Here is a 17,233-nt window from a genome sequence, read left to right as displayed (position 1 = left end):
CATGCGATAATCGACCGGCACATGTCCCTGCCGGCCGCCCGGCCGCCGGCAATTCCCGGCCCGCCCATGAAACAGTACCTAGACCTCGTCCAAGCCATCCTAGACACCGGATCCTGGCAGACCAACCGGACGGGCATACGCACGCTCAGCATGCCCGGCGCCGCGCTGCGCTTCGACCTGCAGCAGGGCTTCCCGGCGGTCACGACCAAGCGGCTGGCGTTCAAGTCGGCCATAGGCGAACTGGTGGGCTTCCTGCGCGCGTCGCGCAGCGCCGCGGAATTCCGCGAACTGGGCTGCAAGGTCTGGGACCAGAACGCCAACGAGAACGCGCAGTGGCTGGCCAACCCGTATCGCACCGGCGACGACGACCTCGGTCCCGTCTACGGCGTACAGTGGCGCCAGTGGCCGGCCTACAAGGTGCTGGATGCCGCCGCCGCGGAACAACTGCGCGACGCCGGGCAGCGCGGTTACGCCCGCGTCGCCGAATTCGTCGAGGGCGGCGCGCCCAAGGTGCTGCTCTACAAGGCCGTGGACCAGTTGCGCCAGTGCCTGGACACCATCCACCAGAACCCTTCCGACCGCCGCATCCTGTTCCACGGCTGGAACTGGGCGCAGATCGAGGAAATGGCGCTGCCGCCCTGCCACCTGCTCTACCAGTTCCTGCCCAACGCGTCGACCGGCGAAATCTCGCTGTGCCTGTACATCCGCTCGAACGACGTCGGCCTGGGCACGCCGTTCAACCTCACCGAAGGCGCGGCGCTGCTGCACCTGGTGGGCCGCCTGACCGGCTACCGGCCGCGCTGGTTCAGCTATTTCATCGGCGATGCGCACATCTACGAGAACCACCTGTCCATGCTGCGCGAGCAACTGGCGCGCGAGCCCTACCCGGCGCCGCAGTTGGCCTTGTCCGAGCGCATTCCCGACTACGCGCAGACCGGCCGATACGAGCCGGAATGGCTGGAAAAAGTGGAACCGGGCGATTTCTCCCTGGTGGGCTACCGGCATCACCCGCCGCTGACGGCGCCGATGGCGGTGTGATCCGCACAAACCAGAAGTAGCGCCGCCGGCCTGGCGCGTGGCACTATCGGGCATGCGGCTTGCAGTCGCAGCGTGCCTACGAACTGCCATTTATGGACACACTGCTCCCCTTTTTCCTCTCCGCATTGACGCCTGTCGCCCTGACTGCCGGCTACGTCGCTCTGCGGGCCTGGCTGCCGGGCAGGGATAACGGCCGGTACCACCTGGCCATCCTGTTCGGCGCCGCCATGTGGCTGACGCTCGTCTCTTCGGTGCGCCCGGGCGACGGAACCCTCGTCGACATGCGGGGCACCATCCTGACGCTGGCCGTGCTGTTCGGAGGCTGGCTTCCCGCCGCCGTGGCGCTCGCCGTCGGCGTGGCGGCCCGGCTCTGGATGGGCGGCGCGACCGCGCTCATCGGCGTGGCAGTCATGGTTTCCACCTATCTGGGCGTCTACGCCATCGTGCGCCTGCTTCCCGGCCTGTTTCCCGCCGGCCGTCCGGCATCGTTCGGCGCCCTCGCGCTGGCTGGCGCCTGGACCGCCCTCAACCAGTTCCTCGCCTTGTGGAGCGCCGGCCTGCAGGCCCATCTGCTCCTGACCATGCCGGCCTCGCAGTTCTGCGTCACGCTCATCGCCGGCGGCTTGCTGATCGTGATCGAACAGCGCACCAACCTCGGCCAGAAGCTGGGCGAACAGCAGGACCTGATGCGGACCATGCTGATCCGGGACAGCGCCACCGGCCTGCTGAACCGGACCGGCTTCTGGCTGGAACTGGGCGCGGCGCTGCGCGCCCTGCCTGGGGAAACCACCCATCAGCTGGCCATCCTGACCATCTCGCTGCGGCGCATGCGGCGCGTCCGGGCGGCCCTCGGACCGAGCGACACGGACGCCCTGCTGCTGGACGCCGCCCGGCGCCTGAACCAGAGCCTGGGCGTGGCATCGCTCGCGCGGCTGGACGACATCACTTTCTGCCTGTACACGCCGGTCGAACACCTGCACGAAACCTCCGGCCTTGCCGAAACCATCTTCCAGGCATTCCGCAAGCCTTTCACCCTGCATGGCGGCGAAGTCCACCTGGGCCTGAACATCGGCGTCAGCGCCGCGCCGGCCGACGGCGACAGCGTCGAAGCGCTGATTGCGCACAGCAACCAGGCGCTCGCCCGCTCCGTCGCTCTGGGCGAGAACAAAATGCAGGTCTACAGCCACGACATCGCCGTCCCGGCGATCCGCCAGTTCAAGCTCGAAGTGGGCCTGGCCCGCGCGCTCGAAACCGGCGCCGAACTCTGGCTGGCCTACCAGCCCAAGGTGTGCCTGCAAACCGGCCGGCTCCACTCGGTCGAGGCGCTGTGCCGCTGGTCGTCGCCGGACCTGGGCAACATCGGGCCGGACGAGTTCATCGCGGCCGCGGAAAGCTCCGACCTTATCATTCCGCTCGGGCTGTGGGTGCTGGAAGAAACCTGTCGCCAGCTCGCCGGCTGGAAGGCGCAGGGGCTGCACGTGCCCGCGGTCGCGGTCAACCTGTCTTCCAAGCAATTGCTCGACCCCGACTTTCCCGACAAGGCCCGCCTGTGCGCGGCACGGCACGGCCTGCCGACCTCGCTGCTCGAATTCGAATTGACCGAGACGGCGATCATGTCCAATCCCGACTCGGCCCTCGCCATGCTGCACGGGATCAAGCAGGCGGGCTTCAAGCTCGCCTTGGACGACTTCGGCACCGGCTACTCCAATATCCGCTACCTGAAGAACCTGCCCGTCGATTACCTCAAGATCGACAAGACCTTCATCGAAGGCCTGGGACGGGACAGCGACAGCGCCGACCTGTGCCGCGCCATCTTCCTGCTGGGCAACGCGCTCGATCTGGACATGCTGGTCGAAGGCGTGGAAACCGAAGCCCAGCGCGTCGAGCTATGCCGCATGGGCTTCCGGCTCGGCCAAGGCTATCTGTTCTCCCATCCCGTGTCCGCGGCGCAGTTCGCGCAGCGGTGGCTGGGTGAAGATGCGCCCATGCCGCTCGAGAGGCAAACGGCCCCTCTCACTCCGGAGCCGACTCCGCGGTCTTGACGCCTTCTTGCCGCCGGCAGCGCCGGGACGCCCAGCCGGCAACGGTGTAGAAAAAACGGTCGAGCCGGCGATGACGATGCGCGCCCGGGTTGCAGTCCTGTCCGCCGCCTGGGCGGCCCCGGCCTTGGACAAGGCGGCCGCGGCGCCCACGGAACCCAGTGCCAGCAAGGCCCCGTCTTAAAATTCTTGCTTGGTTTTTTTATTAGATTAATCTAAATTAGAATTTATTGAAATAATCATGACATTCCGCAAGAAAGACCAGCAGTTCCTGCAGGACGGCGCGGCCAAGGCCGCGGCAATGTTGCGGGCAGTCGGCAACGAGCACCGGCTGCTCGTTCTTTGTCTTCTCATCGAATATGGGGAAATGACGGTCGGCGCCCTGCTCGAGAACGTGGCATTGAGCCAGTCGGCCTTGTCGCAGCATCTGGCCAGGATGCGCGAAGAAGGGCTGGTGACGTTCCGGCGCGAAGCGCAGACGCTTCACTACCGCATCGACAACCCGGACGTCGCCAAACTCATCGCCACGCTCAAGGCCATTTTTTGCCCATGACCCTACAAAGGCCGTAACCATGCCCCTGAAATCCATCTCTCCCCAGGCCGCCCGTGAACTCGTGGACCGGGGCGCCGTTCTGGTCGATATCCGCGCCGCGGACGAGCATGCGCGCGAGCGGATCGCGCAGGCGCGACATGTCCCCATGGAGCGCCTGCGGAGCGGCGGACGGGCTCTCGACGGCGCTTCGGCCGTCATCTTCCATTGCCGCTCGGGCAACCGGACGCGGATGAATGCGCAAGCGCTGGACGCCTGCGCCGCCTGCGACGCCTATGTGCTCGAAGGCGGGCTGGACGCCTGGAAGAAAGCGGGACTGCCCGTCGTTGCGGATGCCTCGCAACCCTTGGAATTGCAACGGCAGGTGCAGATCACCGCGGGCTCGCTGATCGTGCTGGGCGCGGTACTGGGCGCCACGGTCTCGCCGTGGTTCCATGCGCTCTCGGGCTTCGTGGGAACAGGGCTCGTTTTCGCAGGCGCGTCGGGATTCTGCGGACTGGCGCGCGTGCTTACGCGCATGCCCTGGAACCGCAGGGCGCTGGCGGGATGACCGCCCATCGGTTCACTGCCTCGAGATAGCCGGGCACGCGGAAAAAACAAAACGCCGCAGCGCACTGCGGTGCGCTGCGGCGTTCGATCCGGGAAACCGGACGATCAGCCTACGTGCTTGTGCAGCAGCTCGAGCGTGCGCGAGAGCGCGAGATCGGCGGCGGCCTGGTCGAAGGAACCACGCTGTTCGCAGTTGAAGCCATGGCCGACGGGGTAGGTGTAGATGGTCACGCCGGGCTGCGCGGCGCGGACCTTTTCCACGTCCGACATGGGGATGGAGTGGTCGTGCTCGCCGAAGTGGGCGATGGTCGGGATGCGCGGCGTCTGGTCCGCGATCGCGGCGATGCCGCCGCCGTAGTAGGGCACCGAGGCCGACAGGCCATCCAGGCGCGAGGCGGCGGCCCAGGCCACCGTGCCGCCCCAGCAATAGCCCACGATGCCGACCTTGCCGGCTTCGCTGGCGACGGCGGCAGCGGCGGCGACGTCCTTCAGGGCGTCGTCGATCGTGACCTTCTGCATCACTTCCTTGCCCTTGGCGACGTCGTCAGGCGTATAGCCGAGCTGCACGTCCGGCTGCACGCGGTCGAAAAACGCCGGCGCGATGGCCAGGTAGCCTTCTTGCGCATAGCGGTCGCACACGCTGCGGATGTGCGAGTTCACGCCGAAGATTTCCTGGCACACGATGATGCCGCCGCGCGGCTTACCGGCGGGGTCGGCGCGGTAGGCGGAGATAGTGGCGCCGTCAGCGGCGGTCAGTTCGATCTGCGTTCCCATGATTCCCTTGCTTGCGATTGAATAAGTGCTTTGTCCAGCCGGGGCGCACACCGCCCCGGACGCCCAGTGCGCAGCAGCGCACGCCAGCCAAAGGTTGTATCAGAAATCGGGCGGACTGACAGCCCCTTGTCTCACCTGCTGACTTGAACCTTGAATCGGGACGCGGCGGCGGTCAGATCCTGGGCGGTGTCGTTGAGGGCCTGGAATTCGGCGCGCAGGCTGGCGTTGATGGCGAGGCTGGCGTCGGCCTGCTGCGAGAGCTGTTCGACACTGTTCGAGACGACGGCGGCCGCCTTGGCCTCGTCGTCGAGGCCGTCGGTCAGGGCATGGATGACTTCCTTGACCTGGGCTACCGTCCGGTTGACCTGGCCGACCATGCCTTGGGCGCGGCCGGCCAGTTCGACACCCGCGCCGGCGCGCTGCCGAGTTTCCTCGATCTGCGCCAGCGCGGTGTTCTTGCTGTCTTCGATGTGCTGGATGGTCGCGACGATTTCCTCGGTGGCCATGCGCGTCCGCTCGGCCAGCTTGCGCACCTCGTCGGCCACCACCGCGAAGCCGCGGCCGTTCTCGCCGGCGCGGGCGGCCTCGATCGCCGCGTTGAGCGCCAATAGATTGGTCTGCGCGGCGATTTCATTGATCAGGCCGAGCACCTGAGCGATTTCGTCGAACTGCGCGCCGAGCGCGGACAGCGAGACGGCCAGTTTCTCGACCGAACCGAAAATGACGCCGATCTCGCCCGCGGTGGCGCCAACGATGTCCGAGCCTTCACCCATGGTCGTCTCGCTTTCTTCGGTCAGCGCGCGGGCTTCGGCGGCGCTGTTCGACAGATGCTGGATGGTGACGGTCAGTTCCTGTACTGCCGAGGCGATCCGCTGAGTGGCGTCGGTCTGGAGTTCGATCGAGCCGTGGGCCGCCGTGGCGCTGTCCCCCATGCGGGCGGCGCCGGCGGCGATGTGGTCGGCCTGGCCTGTCAGGGTGCCGATGAGCTGCGCCAGGCGCTGCTGCATGGCATAGACCTCGGCCAGCAAAGGCAGGCCGTTCAGGTCGCCAGCCTCCAGGCGGCAGGTCAGGTCGCCGCGGCCGATACGGTGCGCAAGCATGGCGACCTTGGCGCTTTCGAGCGCCTCGCGGCGCAGGCTGATGGCCATGTAGCCGAGCATCAGGACCTCGGCCGCGACGTAGGCCACGTGTTCGGCCACGTCGAGCAACCGGCCGCCGCTCTTGAAGACATAGACGCCGTACTGCGCCTGCTGCAAGAAGTAGAAGCCGATGTGATGGACGCCGATGACAAGCGTCGCCGCCAGCAACGGGCGCCAGTCGCGGTAGAACAACAGGAAGGCCAGCAGCACGAACACCGAGAAGTGGGCTTCGATAGCGCCGCGCTGCAGCTGGATCAGCAGCGCGGCGAGCACCATCTGCGCGCAAGCCATGGCGATGCGCGCCGGCAGGCTGCCGGGCGCGGCGCGCTGGATCAGGACAGGCACGACCAGGGCCGGCAGGCCGACCGCCGCGGCCAGGAGCAGGGCGCCGCCGTACAGGCCTGCGCCGAGCGCGGCCGCCAGCATGACGGCCAGGCTCATGATCATCATCCGGTCGGCCTGCACCTGTACCGTATGAAGCAGGCTTTCGTCGTCGGCAAGCATGCCGGGGGTCCTGGGGGTCATCGTCGTCATCCTCCGCAAAGGTCGAACGGGAGCATGTCCCGCATGCGGAACCACGCCAGGAGCGCCAAGGAATAGACCGCCCAGGCGCCGATGGCCAGCCAGGGCCACAAAGCGCGCCGCGCGCATTGGATCGAATCGTGTTTCACGCCGGGTCCGCTAAAAAACAGCCAGCTGCCACGCGGAAATTTGCGTTACAAGCAATATTTCTGCGGCTAAAGCAACCAAATAGCGTTTATCGGCAGAAAAAAACGGGAATGAACCCTTTTTTGCCGCCGGGCCGCCCCAAGGCAAAGGCGCCCCCCTGGAGGACAGCGGGTACACTACGCCCATGCCTCTCGTCACCCTCGTCGTCGCCTACGCCAGCAACCGCGTCATCGGACGCGACAACGCCCTGCCGTGGCGGCTGCGCGGCGACCTGGCGCATTTCAAGCGCACCACGCTCGGCCATCCCATCGTCATGGGCCGCAAGACCTGGGAATCGCTGGGGCGGCCGCTGCCGGGCCGCGAAAACATCGTGATCACGCGCGATGCCGGCTATACCGCGCCGGGCGCGACCGTGGTCCACACGCTGGACGAGGCGCTGGCCGCGGCGGGGCCGGCGCAGGAAGTGTTCGTCATCGGCGGCGCGCAGATCTACGCCGCCTCGATGGCGCGGGCCGACCGCATCATCGCCACCGAAGTCCACGCCGAGGTGAAAGGCGACGCGTATTTCCCACCCCTGCCCGCCGCGCAATGGCGCGAGGCCGCGCGCGAGCCGCAGCCCGCGGAAGACGGCCTGGCCTACGACTTCGTCATCTACGTGAAGGCCGGCTGAGCGCCCGCCGCGCAAGCGACGCCGGGAAGCCGGCCGGACGCCGCCCGGCCGGCGAGCTCACCCCTCGGACGGCGCATGCCACAGATAGTCGCAGCGCCCCACCTCCGTCATCCAGACCAGGCCGTCGCCCACGTGGCCGGTCACCGCGGCCTGCTTGAGCGCTTCGAACAACTGGTCGGCATGCTCGTCCGCCGCCACGATCTCGATCCGGACCTTGGGCGAAAAATCGAGCAACTGCTCCTTGAGGTTGTGCGGCGGATTGCGCTTGGGCGCGCTGCAGCCCTCCACCTTGGCGATCGTCATGCCGGGGAACCCCGGCGCGCGCATCATCGCCTCCCGAACCTCGTCCAGCCGATTGGGCCGGATCACCGCCTTGATTTCCTTCATGACATTCCCTCCTAGGCTTCGGGTGTTTTCTCGTCGAACCAGCGGTACAGCGTGGGCAGCACCAGCAGCGTCAGCAAAGTGCAAGTGATCAGTCCGCCGATCACCACCACGGCCAGCGGCCGCTGCACCTCGGACCCCGGGCCGGTGGCAAACAGGAACGGCACCAGGCCGAGCATGGCGACGGTGGCCGTCATCATGACGGGCCGGAACCGCATGGTCGCGCCCTCCACCACCGCGGCGTCGAGCGCCTTGCCCTCCAGCCGCAGATTGCGGATGTAGGACACCATCACCACGCCGTTGAGCACGGCGATGCCCCATAGCGCGATAAAGCCGACCGAGGCGGGCACCGACAGGTATTCGCCGGTCACGAACAGGCCGATGATCCCGCCTATGGAGGCGAACGGCAGCACGGTGATGATCAGCGTCGCGTAGCGCACCGAGTTGAACAGCAGGAACAGCACGAAGAAGATCGCCGCCACGGTGGCCGGGACGATGATGGACAGGTGGCCGAGCGCGCGCTCCATGTTCTGGAACTGGCCGCCCCACTCCAGGTAGTAGCCGGTGGGCAGCTTGACCTTGTCCTGCACCACCTGCTGCAGTTCGGCGACGAAGCCGCCCAGGTCGCGGTTCTGCACGTTGATGGCCACCACGACCCGCCGCTTGCCGCCTTCGCGGCTGATCTGCGCCGGCCCGTCGAGCACGTCGATGCGCGCCAGGCTTTCCAGCGGCACGCGCACGCCTTCCGGCGTGGTCAGCAGGATCTGGCGGATCGCCGGCACGTTGCCGCGAAACGATTCGGGCAGGCGCACGGCCGCCGAGAATCGCCGCTCGCCCTCGTAGATGTCGGTCGCCTCCTTGCCGGCGATGGCGACCTCGATCACGTCGTGCACGTCCGAGACGTTCAGGCCGTAGCGCGCGATCGCCTGCCTGTCGATGTTGATGGTCAGGTACTGCTGGCCGCTGACGCGGTCCACGCGCACGTCGCGCGAGCCCTGCACCGTCTCGGCCACGCGCGCGATCTCCTGGGCCTTGTGCAGCAGCCGGTCCAGGTCCTCGCCGAAGACCTTGACGGCTACGTCCGAGCGCACGCCGGTCACCATCTCGTCGACCCGGTCGGAAATCGGCTGGGCCATGACCACCTGCGCGCTGGGAATCACGCGCAGCCGCTTCTGGATCTCTTCGGCGATGTCGTCCTGGGTCCAGCCGTCCGGCCATTCCTCGCGCGGCTTGAGGCTGACGATGGGGGTGGATTCGTTCTGCGCCTGCGGATCGGCCGGGCTTTCGCCGCGTCCGACGCCGGAGATCGCCGACTTCACGCCGGGCACGCCCATGATGATTTTCATGGCCTGCTTTTCCAGCGCGATGGACTCGTCCAGCGAAATGTTGGGCACGCGGTTGATGCCGGGCACGATGGAGCCTTCTTTCATCTCCGGAATGAAGGCGGTGCCCAGCAGCGGCAGCAGCGCCAGCGACAGCGCGAACGCGGTCACCGCCAGCAATACCGTCTTCTTGGCGTTGCCCAGCGCCCAGTGCAGCATGCGCAGGTAGTGGCGCTTCATGAAGCCGATCAGGCGCGTGTCGTGTTCCGCGCCGCCCTTGAGCAGGTAGGACGACAGCACCGGCGACAGCGTCATCGACAGCACCAGCGAAATGGCCAGCGCGATCGCGATGGTGTAGGCCAGCGGCGCGAACATCTTGCCTTCCATGCCCTGCAGCGTCATCAGCGGCAGGAACACCAGGATGATGATGCCTATGCCCGAGACCACCGGCGTGGCGACCTCGGCCACCGCTTTCAGGATGATGCGTATCTTGCTCGCTCCCGTTTCCCGCGCGTGCCCGAGATGAGCGAAGGCGTTCTCCACCACCACCACCGAGCCGTCCACCATCAGGCCTATGGCCACGGCCAGGCCGCCCAGCGACATCAGGTTGGCCGAGATGCCCAGCCGGTTCATCGCCAGGAAGGTCAACAGCGGGGTCAGCACCAGCGTGGCCACCACGATCACCGACGAGCGCACGTCGCCGAGGAACAGGAACAGGACCACCACCACCAGCGCCACACCCTCGAGCAGGACCTTGGCCACGGTCCAGAGCGCGGCATCGACCAGTTCGCTGCGGTCGTAGTAGGGCACGATCTGCAGGCCGCCCGGCAGCATGCCCTGGCCATTGATCTCGGCCACGCGCTGCTTGATCCGGGCCACCACTTCCTTGGCATTGCCGCCGCGCATCATCATGACGATGCCGCCGACCGACTCGGTCACGCCGTTCTTGACCACCGCGCCGTAGCGCACTTCGTGGCCCATGGCGACTTCGGCCACGTCGCGCACGTAGACCGGCGTGCCGCCGGACTCGGCCAGGACAATGTTGGCGATGTCGTCCAGGCTTTCGATCAGGCCCACGCCGCGAATCAGATACTGCTCGGCGTAATGCGGCAGCACCCCGCCGCCGGAATTGGCGTTGTTGCGCGCCAACCCCTGGTAGACCTGCTGTAGCGAGATGCCGTAATGGCTCATGCGGTCGGGATTGACCAGCACCTGGTACTGCTTGACGTAGCCACCCTGGGAGTTGATCTCGGCCACTTGCGGAATGGAACGCAGCAACGGCCGCACCACCCAGTCCTGGACGATGCGGCGCTCGGTCAGCTCCTGCTGGGTCAGTTCGCGGTCGCCGTCGTCGAGCCGGTCCAGGGTGTACTGGTAGACCTCGCCCAGGCCGGTGGAGACAGGACCCAGCACAGGCGTCACGCCGCCGGGCATGCGCGAGCCGATCTCGATCAGGCGCTCCATCACCAGTTGGCGGGCGAAGTACACGTCGGTCGCATCGGTGAACACCAAGGTGATCAACGACAGGCCGGGCTTGTTGAGCGAGCGCATTTCCTCCAGGCCCGGCAGGCCGGTCATCGCGATCTCGATGGGCACGGTGACGAAGCGCTCGACCTCCTCGGGCGAGCGGCCAGTGGCATCGGTGGCGATCTGCACCTGGACGTTGGTCACGTCGGGAAAGGCATCGACCGACAGCTTGCGCATCGCATCCAGCCCCACCACCAGCGCCACGACCGCGAGCACGACGACGATCAGCCGCTGCTGCAGGGCAGCGCGGACTATCTTCTCTAGCATGGCGCTTACTCCGGGTCGATGCCAGTACGCTGGCTATTGAGGTGGAAGGCGCCCGACACGACGATGCGCTCGCCGGCCTTCAGGCCCGAGACGACCACGCGCCTGTCGTCCTGCGAGGACGCGCCCATCTGCACCTGCGTGGCACGGAAACGGCCGGGTTCGGCCTCGACGTAGACGATGTCCTGGTTGTCGGACCGCACCACGGCCGAGGCCGGGATCACCAGCTTCTCGGTGGGCCGGCTGGCGATCAGCATGGTGGCCAGCATGGCCGGCTTGAGCCTGCCGTCGGCGTTGTCGATGGAGGTGCGCACCGATACCGTGCGCGTGCCCGGGTCGACCACCTGGCCGACGTAGATCAGCTCGCCGGCGATCTTGCGGTTGCCCAGCGCGGGTACTTCGATATCGACCGTCTGCCCCGCCGCGACCAGGTCGGCCTGCTGCTCGGGCACTTCGGCAACGGCCCAGACGCGCGAGAGGTCGGCCACGGTGAACAGGGCGTCGGCCGGTTGCACGACCTGCCCGGGCGCGATCTTGAACTCCACGACCGAGCCGTGCAGCGTGGAGACCACGGGCGAGAACGAACTGATCTCGCCGGTCTTGTCCATGTGCGAGACCGCCTTTTGCGACATGCCCAGCACGCGCAGCTGGTCGTACGCGGCGCGCAGCTCGGCGGCGGCCACAGCGTATTCGTTCTCGCGCCGCTGCAGCTCGGCCTTGCCGATCACGTCGGCGGCGAACAAAAGGCGTGCGCGCTCTTGCGCGTTCTGTTGCAGCTCGGACTGCGCCTTGGCCTTGAGATAGGCCAGTTGTGCGCTGCCCAGCTCGGTGCTGTGCAGGCGCGCCAGCACGGTGCCCGGCCCGACGGTCGCGCCCAGCGTGGTCTCGATGTCGGTCACGCGGCCCGTGACGGGCGCGCCGATGCGCGCCATGCGCCGCCGGTCGAAATCGATGCGGCCGGCCACGCGCAATACGTCGCTGAACGGCTCGAGCGCGACGGGCGCGACCTTGACGCGGGCCATCATGGCCTCGTCGGCCACGACCAGGCTCGGGTCCGATTGCTCGACGACGGGCGCGGGCTCGGGCTTTTCGCCGCATGCCGCCAGGGCGAAACACAGCGCGAGCAGCGCCGCGGTGGAAGAAAGACGCGGAATCATAGCGGGGCACCTGCGGAAGAGTTGGCGAGCAGCCGCTCGATTTCTATGGCGGCCGTCTGCAGATCGAATTGGGCGGCGATGAGGTCGTTGCGCGCGGTGCGAAGCACCCGCTGGGCATCCAGGTAGTCGATGATGCCCCGCTCGCCGTAGCGGTAGGCGGCCTCGGCCACGCGCAGCGCGGCCTCGGCCTGGCGCACGATGCCCGACTCCAGCGCGTCCGCCTGCGACGCGGCGATCTGGAACTCCTGGTAGGCCGAGTCCAGCTGTTGGGTCAGTTCGAACTCGCGCGCCTGCATCAGGCTGCGCATACGGATGACCGTGGCCTGGGCCTCGGCCACCGGCCCCTGGCGCCGGTCCCATATCGGCACGCTGACCACTACGCCGATCTGGGTATCACGCACGTCGGGATCACGGCTGGAGGTCGCCTTGAGCGCGACCGTGGGCAGGCGCAGCGAACGCTCGTAATCGACCGCCGACTGCGCGCGCCGCAGTTCGGCGCGGTACTGCGTCAGTTCAGGGTTGCTCTCCAGCATCACGCCGCGCAGCATCTCCAGCGGCTCGAGCGTGCCGGTCAGGCCCATGCGTCCCCGCACCGCGAAGCTCGGCGGCAGGATATCCCCGACCTGCTGGCGCAGGAAGGACTTGGCCTGGTTGACGCGCAGCAAGGCGCTCTGGCTGTTCTTCTGGGCATTGAGCAGCTCGGCGCCGACGCGGATGGCCTCGTACTTGGGCGCATCGCCCACGTCGACCCGGACCTGGGCCCGGTCGTAGAGCTGCTGGGTCAGGGCGAGGTCTTCCTGGGCCGCGGCGAACTCGGCCTCGCGGCGCAGGGTCTCGAAAAAGCCGCGCTTGACCTGCGCGACGAGGTTGGCGATATAGGCATCCTGGCCCGCCGTCGTGATGCGCAGGGTGCCGGTCGCCAGTTCATGGCGCAGGCTGCGCTGGCTGGGCAGGTCGATGCGCTGGGTCACTGCCAGCGTCTGGCCGGTGCCGGCCGCCGCGCCGGGCTGGCGGGCCGATACGCGTCCGGTGGTGAACTCCACTTCGGGATTGGGGTAGGCGCCGGCGGTCGTGATGCCGGCCCGGGCGGCGTCCACGCCGGCCGCGGCCGCCTCCACGCCTTTGTTGCCCTGCAAGGCGAGGGACAACAGCTGGTCGAGCGTGTAGGGCTCCGCGGCAGCCGCCGCGGAGCCGCACAGGCTCGCCAGACACACTGACAGAACGAGTGCGTAGGGTTTCATGATTCTCGAAAAAACGAATACGCGCGACGGCATCCTGCCGTCGCCAAGACGCATGCGGCGCCAAGGGCCGCACGGAGCGAGGGGCTCAGGCGCGCGGTGTCGGCGGCCGGTAGGCGCGAAAGACCGGCGCGGACAGCGGGGAGTGCAGCGGCGCGAGCGGCAGGGCGTCGTCCAGGTCCGGCAGCGCCACCTGGCCGCAAGGCGGCAGGTCGAATTCGTGAGGATCGGGAACGGTTACCGCGTAGCCCGCATCCGGACGCAGCGGGCTGCAGGACAGGCTATCGACGGCGACGTCGTCCAGATCGGGCGCGGAGATCTGCTCGACGATGTCGAACTCCTCGTCCAGGTCGAACTCCCAGCCGGGAAGGTCGAGGGGCTGCTGCAAGACTCCCGGAAAGGAGAGCTGCATCGCGGTCATGGCGGAATCGCCGTGGGCCGCGCCGTGAGCGGACGCATCGGGCAGGGCCATCGCCCGATGGGCGACGATCAGGGCATGCGGGTAATGGCTGATGGCGTGCGTGTCCTGCCGGCACGAAACCGACTCTGCCCACACCCATTGCAGGGGCAGGCACAACAACGCGAAAAACACATACCAGTAACGACCACGCATGGGCGGCATTTTACCGCAGACGGCCAGCCCTGCGATTGGGTCTCATTTCCCGGGCGCCGCCGCGCCGTCCTCCAACGGGCAGGCACACACCAGGTTGCGGTCGCCGTACAGGTTGTCCACCCGCGCCACCGGCGGCCAATATTTGTGTTCGCGCAGCCAGGGCAGCGGATAGGCGGCGCGCTCGCGCGCATAGCCATGGCGCCACGCCTCGGCCAGCAGCATGCCGGCCGTATGCGGCGCATTCCTGAGCAGGTTGTCGGAGGCGTCCTGCGCGCCGGACTCGATCTCGGCGATCTCCGCCCTGATCGCGATCATCGCCTCGATGAAGCGGTCCAGCTCGGCGCGGCCTTCGGACTCGGTCGGCTCCACCATGAGCGTGCCCGGCACCGGAAAGCTCATGGTGGGCGCATGGAAGCCATAGTCGATCAGGCGCTTGGCGACGTCTTCGGCATCGATCCCGCAGCGCTGCTTGATGGGCCGCAGGTCGAGGATGCATTCGTGCGCCACGTAGCCGCCCCGGCCCGCGTAGAGCACCGGGTAGTGGGCAGACAAGCGGCGCGCCACGTAATTGGCGTTGAGGATGGCCACCTGGGTCGCGCGCCGCAGCCCTTCTCCGCCCATCAGCGCGATATAGGCCGCCGGAATGGGCAGGATGCCCGCCGAGCCCAGCGGCGCGGCCGACACCGGGCCGCAGCGCGCCCCGGGCGGCAGGCGCCCGTCCTCGCCCACCGCGCCGGGCAGGTAGGGCGCCAGGTGCGCCTTGACCGCGACCGGCCCCGCGCCGGGTCCGCCGCCGCCATGGGGAATACAGAAAGTCTTGTGCAGATTCAGGTGCGAGACGTCGGCGCCGATGCGCCCCGGGCGCACCAGGCCCACCAGCGCGTTCATATTAGCGCCGTCGAGATAGACCTGGCCGCCGCCCTGATGAACGATGTCGCAAATCTCGCTTATCGCATCCTCGAACACGCCGTGGGTGGAAGGATAAGTCACCATCAGCGCGGCCAGCGCCGGCCCGGCCGCCGCGACGCGGGCGCGCAGGTCCTGCACGTCGATGTTGCCGTCGCGGTCGCAGGCCACGACGGCCACGCGCATGCCCGCCAACTGCGCCGAGGCGGGATTGGTGCCGTGGGCCGAGGCGGGAATCAGGCACAGGTCGCGTCCGGGCTCGCCGCGCGCCGCATGGTAGGCGCGTATCGCCATCAGGCCGGCGTACTCGCCCTGCGCGCCCGAATTCGGCTGGAAGCTGATGGCTTCGTAGCCGGTGATCTCGCACAACGCCCGCGCCAGCCAAGCTTCCAGTTCACGGTAGCCGGCGCTCTGCGCGGCCGGCGCGAAAGGATGCAACGCGGCGAAGCGCGGCCACGTGATGGGCATCATCTCGGCCGTGGCGTTGAGCTTCATGGTGCACGAGCCCAGCGGGATCATGGTGCGGTCCAGCGCGAGGTCCTGGTCGGACAGCCGGCGCAGCCAGCGCAGCATGTCGGTCTCCGAATGAACCGAGCGGAACACCGGGTGCGCGAGGATGGGGCTGCGGCGCGCCAGGTCCTGGGGAATCGCGCACGCGTCGTCGGCCTGCGCATCGTCCGGCATTTCCCCTTCGCACGCCGCGCCGCAGCCTTGGGCGAACACCCGCAGGAGCGCATGCAGATCGTCGCGCGTAACGGTCTCGTCGAGCGAAAGCGCCACGTGCCGCGGGTCCAGCCGGCGCAGATTGATCCCCGCCTCTCGCGCGGCGTTCAGGACGGCGTCGGTATGCGCGCCGGTGCGCAGCAGCAGCGTATCGAAAAAGACCTCATGGACGGCCTCCACGCCCAGCCCGGCAAGCCCCTGCCTGAGCCGGCAGGCCTGCGCATGGACGCGGCGGGCGATGCGCGCGATGCCTTGCGGACCGTGCCAGACGGCGTACATGGCAGCCATCACGGCCAGCAGCACCTGCGAAGTGCAAATGTTCGAGGTCGCTTTCTCGCGGCGGATGTGCTGCTCGCGCGTCTGCAGCGCCAGGCGCAGCGCGGGCTTGCCGGCGGCATCGCGCGACACGCCCACCAGCCGCCCCGGCAGATTGCGCTGCAGGCCGTCGCGGCAGGCCATGAAGGCCGCGTGCGGACCGCCGAAGCCCATCGGCACGCCGAAGCGCTGCGCCGATCCGATGGCGATATCGGCGCCCCATTCCCCCGGCGGCCGCAACACGGCCAGGGCCAGCAGATCGGTGGCGCAGGCGACCACGCCGCCCGCCGCCCTGACCTGCTCGGCAATCGCGCCATAGCGCCGCACCTCGCCGGTGCTGCACGGGTATTGCAGCAGGACGCCGAAACACGCCGGCACGTGATCGGTTTCGTCGCCCGCGACCACTTCGATACCCAGCGCGGCGGCGCGGGTGCGCACCACTTCCAGGGTCTGCGGGTGGCAGCCCTCGGAAACGAAGAAAACATTGCTGGCGGCGCTGGAACTGCGCCGCGCCAGGGTCATGGCCTCGGCTGCCGCCGTCGCCTCGTCCAGCAGCGAGGCGTTGGCGATATCCAGCCCGGTCAGGCTGCACACCATGGTCTGGAATACCAGCAGGGCCTGGAGCCGGCCTTGCGAGATCTCCGGCTGGTAGGGGGTGTAGGCGGTGTACCAGGCCGGGTTCTCGAGGATGTTGCGCTGGATGACCGGCGGCGTATGCGTGCCGTAATAACCTTGGCCGATGTAGCTGCGCAGCACGCGGTTGCCTTGCGCCAGCTCGCGCATCCAGGCCAGCACGCCGGCCTCCGGCCGGCCCGGCGGCAAGTCCAGCGGCTCGGCCGAGAGGATGGCGGGCGGCACCACCTTGCGGACCAGGTCCTCCAGGCTGGCGGCGCCGACCTGGGCCAGCATCCCCGCCACTTCGTCATCGGACGGCCCGATGTGGCGGGACGAGAACGGCAGGTCGGCGGTCACTCGGCCTCGACGGACGCCTGGTAGCCGGCGGCGTCGAGCAGGGCGGCGGTGTCGGCCATGCTGTCGGGCCGAATCTTGAAGATCCAGGCTTCGTAGGGAGCCTGGTTCAGCATTTCGGGGCTGGCGGAGAGATCATCGTTGAAGGCGACGACCTCGCCGGCCACCGGCGCGTAGATGTCGGATGCGGCCTTGACCGACTCCACCACGCCCGCCGTTTCGCCGGCGGCCAGGCGGGCGCCCACCTTGACGTCGCCGACGTACACCAGGTCTCCCAGTTGGTCCTGCGCATTGTCGGTGATCCCCACCACCAGCAGGTCGCCGTCGGCGCGTATCCATTCGTGGGTCTTGGCGTACTTGAGTTCGGGAGGCAGATTCATGGATACG

At 68.0% G+C, this 17,233-nt stretch carries 14 protein-coding genes; 5 read left to right on the top strand and 9 right to left on the bottom strand.

The features are described 5' to 3' along the window. Positions 1-66: 66 nt before the first annotated feature. The 4 genes from PIGHUM_RS11470 (at position 67) to PIGHUM_RS11455 (ending at position 4,177) form a co-directional block, all read left to right on the top strand. Positions 67-1,038, top strand: coding sequence for a thymidylate synthase (locus PIGHUM_RS11470; protein ID WP_124079717.1), 972 nt, complete (start codon positions 67-69; stop codon positions 1,036-1,038). A gap of 92 nt (positions 1,039-1,130) precedes the next feature. Then, entirely contained in the window at positions 1,131-3,080 is a 1,950-nt protein-coding gene (locus PIGHUM_RS11465; RefSeq protein WP_124079716.1) for a putative bifunctional diguanylate cyclase/phosphodiesterase, read from the top strand. A 238-nt stretch (positions 3,081-3,318) separates the two neighbouring features. Beyond that, complete coding sequence (locus PIGHUM_RS11460) at positions 3,319-3,630, top strand: ArsR/SmtB family transcription factor (protein WP_124079715.1); 312 nt, start codon at positions 3,319-3,321, stop codon at positions 3,628-3,630. 19 nt (positions 3,631-3,649) lie between these two features. Continuing rightward, a complete protein-coding gene (locus PIGHUM_RS11455; protein WP_124079714.1) occupies positions 3,650-4,177 on the top strand; it encodes a rhodanese family protein in 528 nt (175 codons plus the stop codon). Between the two features lie 104 nt (positions 4,178-4,281). On the opposite strand, the gene PIGHUM_RS11450 is transcribed toward PIGHUM_RS11455, so the two are convergent. After that, positions 4,282-4,950 (bottom strand): dienelactone hydrolase family protein, encoded by a 669-nt coding sequence (locus PIGHUM_RS11450; protein ID WP_124079713.1) that lies wholly within the window; start codon positions 4,948-4,950, stop codon positions 4,282-4,284. 131 nt (positions 4,951-5,081) lie between these two features. After that, positions 5,082-6,614 carry a methyl-accepting chemotaxis protein gene (locus tag PIGHUM_RS23885; protein ID WP_124079712.1) on the bottom strand — a complete coding sequence of 511 codons (1,533 nt, stop codon included), beginning with the start codon at positions 6,612-6,614 and terminating at the stop codon, positions 5,082-5,084. 328 nt (positions 6,615-6,942) lie between these two features. Here PIGHUM_RS23885 and PIGHUM_RS11440 point away from each other — a divergent pair, with 328 nt between their 5' ends. Beyond that, on the top strand, positions 6,943-7,428 hold the full coding sequence (locus PIGHUM_RS11440) for a dihydrofolate reductase (protein ID WP_124079711.1): 486 nt from the start codon (positions 6,943-6,945) through the stop codon (positions 7,426-7,428). Between the two features lie 57 nt (positions 7,429-7,485). Here PIGHUM_RS11440 and PIGHUM_RS11435 read toward each other — a convergent pair whose 3' ends face one another. From PIGHUM_RS11435 to gcvH, 7 genes are all read right to left on the bottom strand, one after another. Beyond that, a complete protein-coding gene (locus PIGHUM_RS11435) occupies positions 7,486-7,815 on the bottom strand; it encodes a P-II family nitrogen regulator (protein WP_124079710.1) in 330 nt (109 codons plus the stop codon). A gap of 11 nt (positions 7,816-7,826) precedes the next feature. Continuing rightward, positions 7,827-10,928, bottom strand: coding sequence for an efflux RND transporter permease subunit (locus tag PIGHUM_RS11430; RefSeq protein ID WP_124079709.1), 3,102 nt, complete (start codon positions 10,926-10,928; stop codon positions 7,827-7,829). A 5-nt stretch (positions 10,929-10,933) separates the two neighbouring features. Then, complete coding sequence (locus PIGHUM_RS11425; protein WP_124079708.1) at positions 10,934-12,082, bottom strand: efflux RND transporter periplasmic adaptor subunit; 1,149 nt, start codon at positions 12,080-12,082, stop codon at positions 10,934-10,936. Next, a complete protein-coding gene (locus tag PIGHUM_RS11420) occupies positions 12,079-13,323 on the bottom strand; it encodes a TolC family protein (RefSeq protein WP_124079707.1) in 1,245 nt (414 codons plus the stop codon). The genes PIGHUM_RS11425 and PIGHUM_RS11420 overlap by 4 nt, the downstream gene beginning before the upstream one ends. A gap of 85 nt (positions 13,324-13,408) precedes the next feature. Next, entirely contained in the window at positions 13,409-13,933 is a 525-nt protein-coding gene (locus PIGHUM_RS11415; protein WP_124079706.1) for a hypothetical protein, read from the bottom strand. 42 nt (positions 13,934-13,975) lie between these two features. Further along, entirely contained in the window at positions 13,976-16,849 is a 2,874-nt protein-coding gene (gcvP, locus tag PIGHUM_RS11410; protein WP_124079705.1) for an aminomethyl-transferring glycine dehydrogenase, read from the bottom strand. Then, a complete protein-coding gene (gcvH, locus tag PIGHUM_RS11405; RefSeq protein ID WP_124079704.1) occupies positions 16,846-17,226 on the bottom strand; it encodes a glycine cleavage system protein GcvH in 381 nt (126 codons plus the stop codon). The genes gcvP and gcvH overlap by 4 nt, the downstream gene beginning before the upstream one ends. Positions 17,227-17,233 lie beyond the last annotated feature (7 nt).

Source organism: Pigmentiphaga humi, assembly GCF_900606115.1.
Taxonomy (GTDB): Bacteria; Pseudomonadota; Gammaproteobacteria; order Burkholderiales; family Burkholderiaceae_B; genus Pigmentiphaga; species Pigmentiphaga humi.
Note: the sequence above shows the minus strand (reverse complement) of the source record. Positions and strands in the feature narration are given on the sequence as shown.

What these genes read in the sequence shown, in the direction of transcription:
- PIGHUM_RS11470 (WP_124079717.1), top strand. Translation starts at nt 67, where the DNA reads ATGAAACAGTACCTAGACCTCGTCCAAGCCATCCTAGACACCGGATCC.
- PIGHUM_RS11465 (WP_124079716.1), top strand. Translation starts at nt 1,131, where the DNA reads ATGGACACACTGCTCCCCTTTTTCCTCTCCGCATTGACGCCTGTCGCC.
- PIGHUM_RS11460 (WP_124079715.1), top strand. Translation starts at nt 3,319, where the DNA reads ATGACATTCCGCAAGAAAGACCAGCAGTTCCTGCAGGACGGCGCGGCC.
- PIGHUM_RS11455 (WP_124079714.1), top strand. Translation starts at nt 3,650, where the DNA reads ATGCCCCTGAAATCCATCTCTCCCCAGGCCGCCCGTGAACTCGTGGAC.
- PIGHUM_RS11450 (WP_124079713.1), bottom strand. Translation starts at nt 4,950, where the DNA reads ATGGGAACGCAGATCGAACTGACCGCCGCTGACGGCGCCACTATCTCC.
- PIGHUM_RS23885 (WP_124079712.1), bottom strand. Translation starts at nt 6,614, where the DNA reads ATGACCCCCAGGACCCCCGGCATGCTTGCCGACGACGAAAGCCTGCTT.
- PIGHUM_RS11440 (WP_124079711.1), top strand. Translation starts at nt 6,943, where the DNA reads ATGCCTCTCGTCACCCTCGTCGTCGCCTACGCCAGCAACCGCGTCATC.
- PIGHUM_RS11435 (WP_124079710.1), bottom strand. Translation starts at nt 7,815, where the DNA reads ATGAAGGAAATCAAGGCGGTGATCCGGCCCAATCGGCTGGACGAGGTT.
- PIGHUM_RS11430 (WP_124079709.1), bottom strand. Translation starts at nt 10,928, where the DNA reads ATGCTAGAGAAGATAGTCCGCGCTGCCCTGCAGCAGCGGCTGATCGTC.
- PIGHUM_RS11425 (WP_124079708.1), bottom strand. Translation starts at nt 12,082, where the DNA reads ATGATTCCGCGTCTTTCTTCCACCGCGGCGCTGCTCGCGCTGTGTTTC.
- PIGHUM_RS11420 (WP_124079707.1), bottom strand. Translation starts at nt 13,323, where the DNA reads ATGAAACCCTACGCACTCGTTCTGTCAGTGTGTCTGGCGAGCCTGTGC.
- PIGHUM_RS11415 (WP_124079706.1), bottom strand. Translation starts at nt 13,933, where the DNA reads ATGCGTGGTCGTTACTGGTATGTGTTTTTCGCGTTGTTGTGCCTGCCC.
- gcvH (WP_124079704.1), bottom strand. Translation starts at nt 17,226, where the DNA reads ATGAATCTGCCTCCCGAACTCAAGTACGCCAAGACCCACGAATGGATA.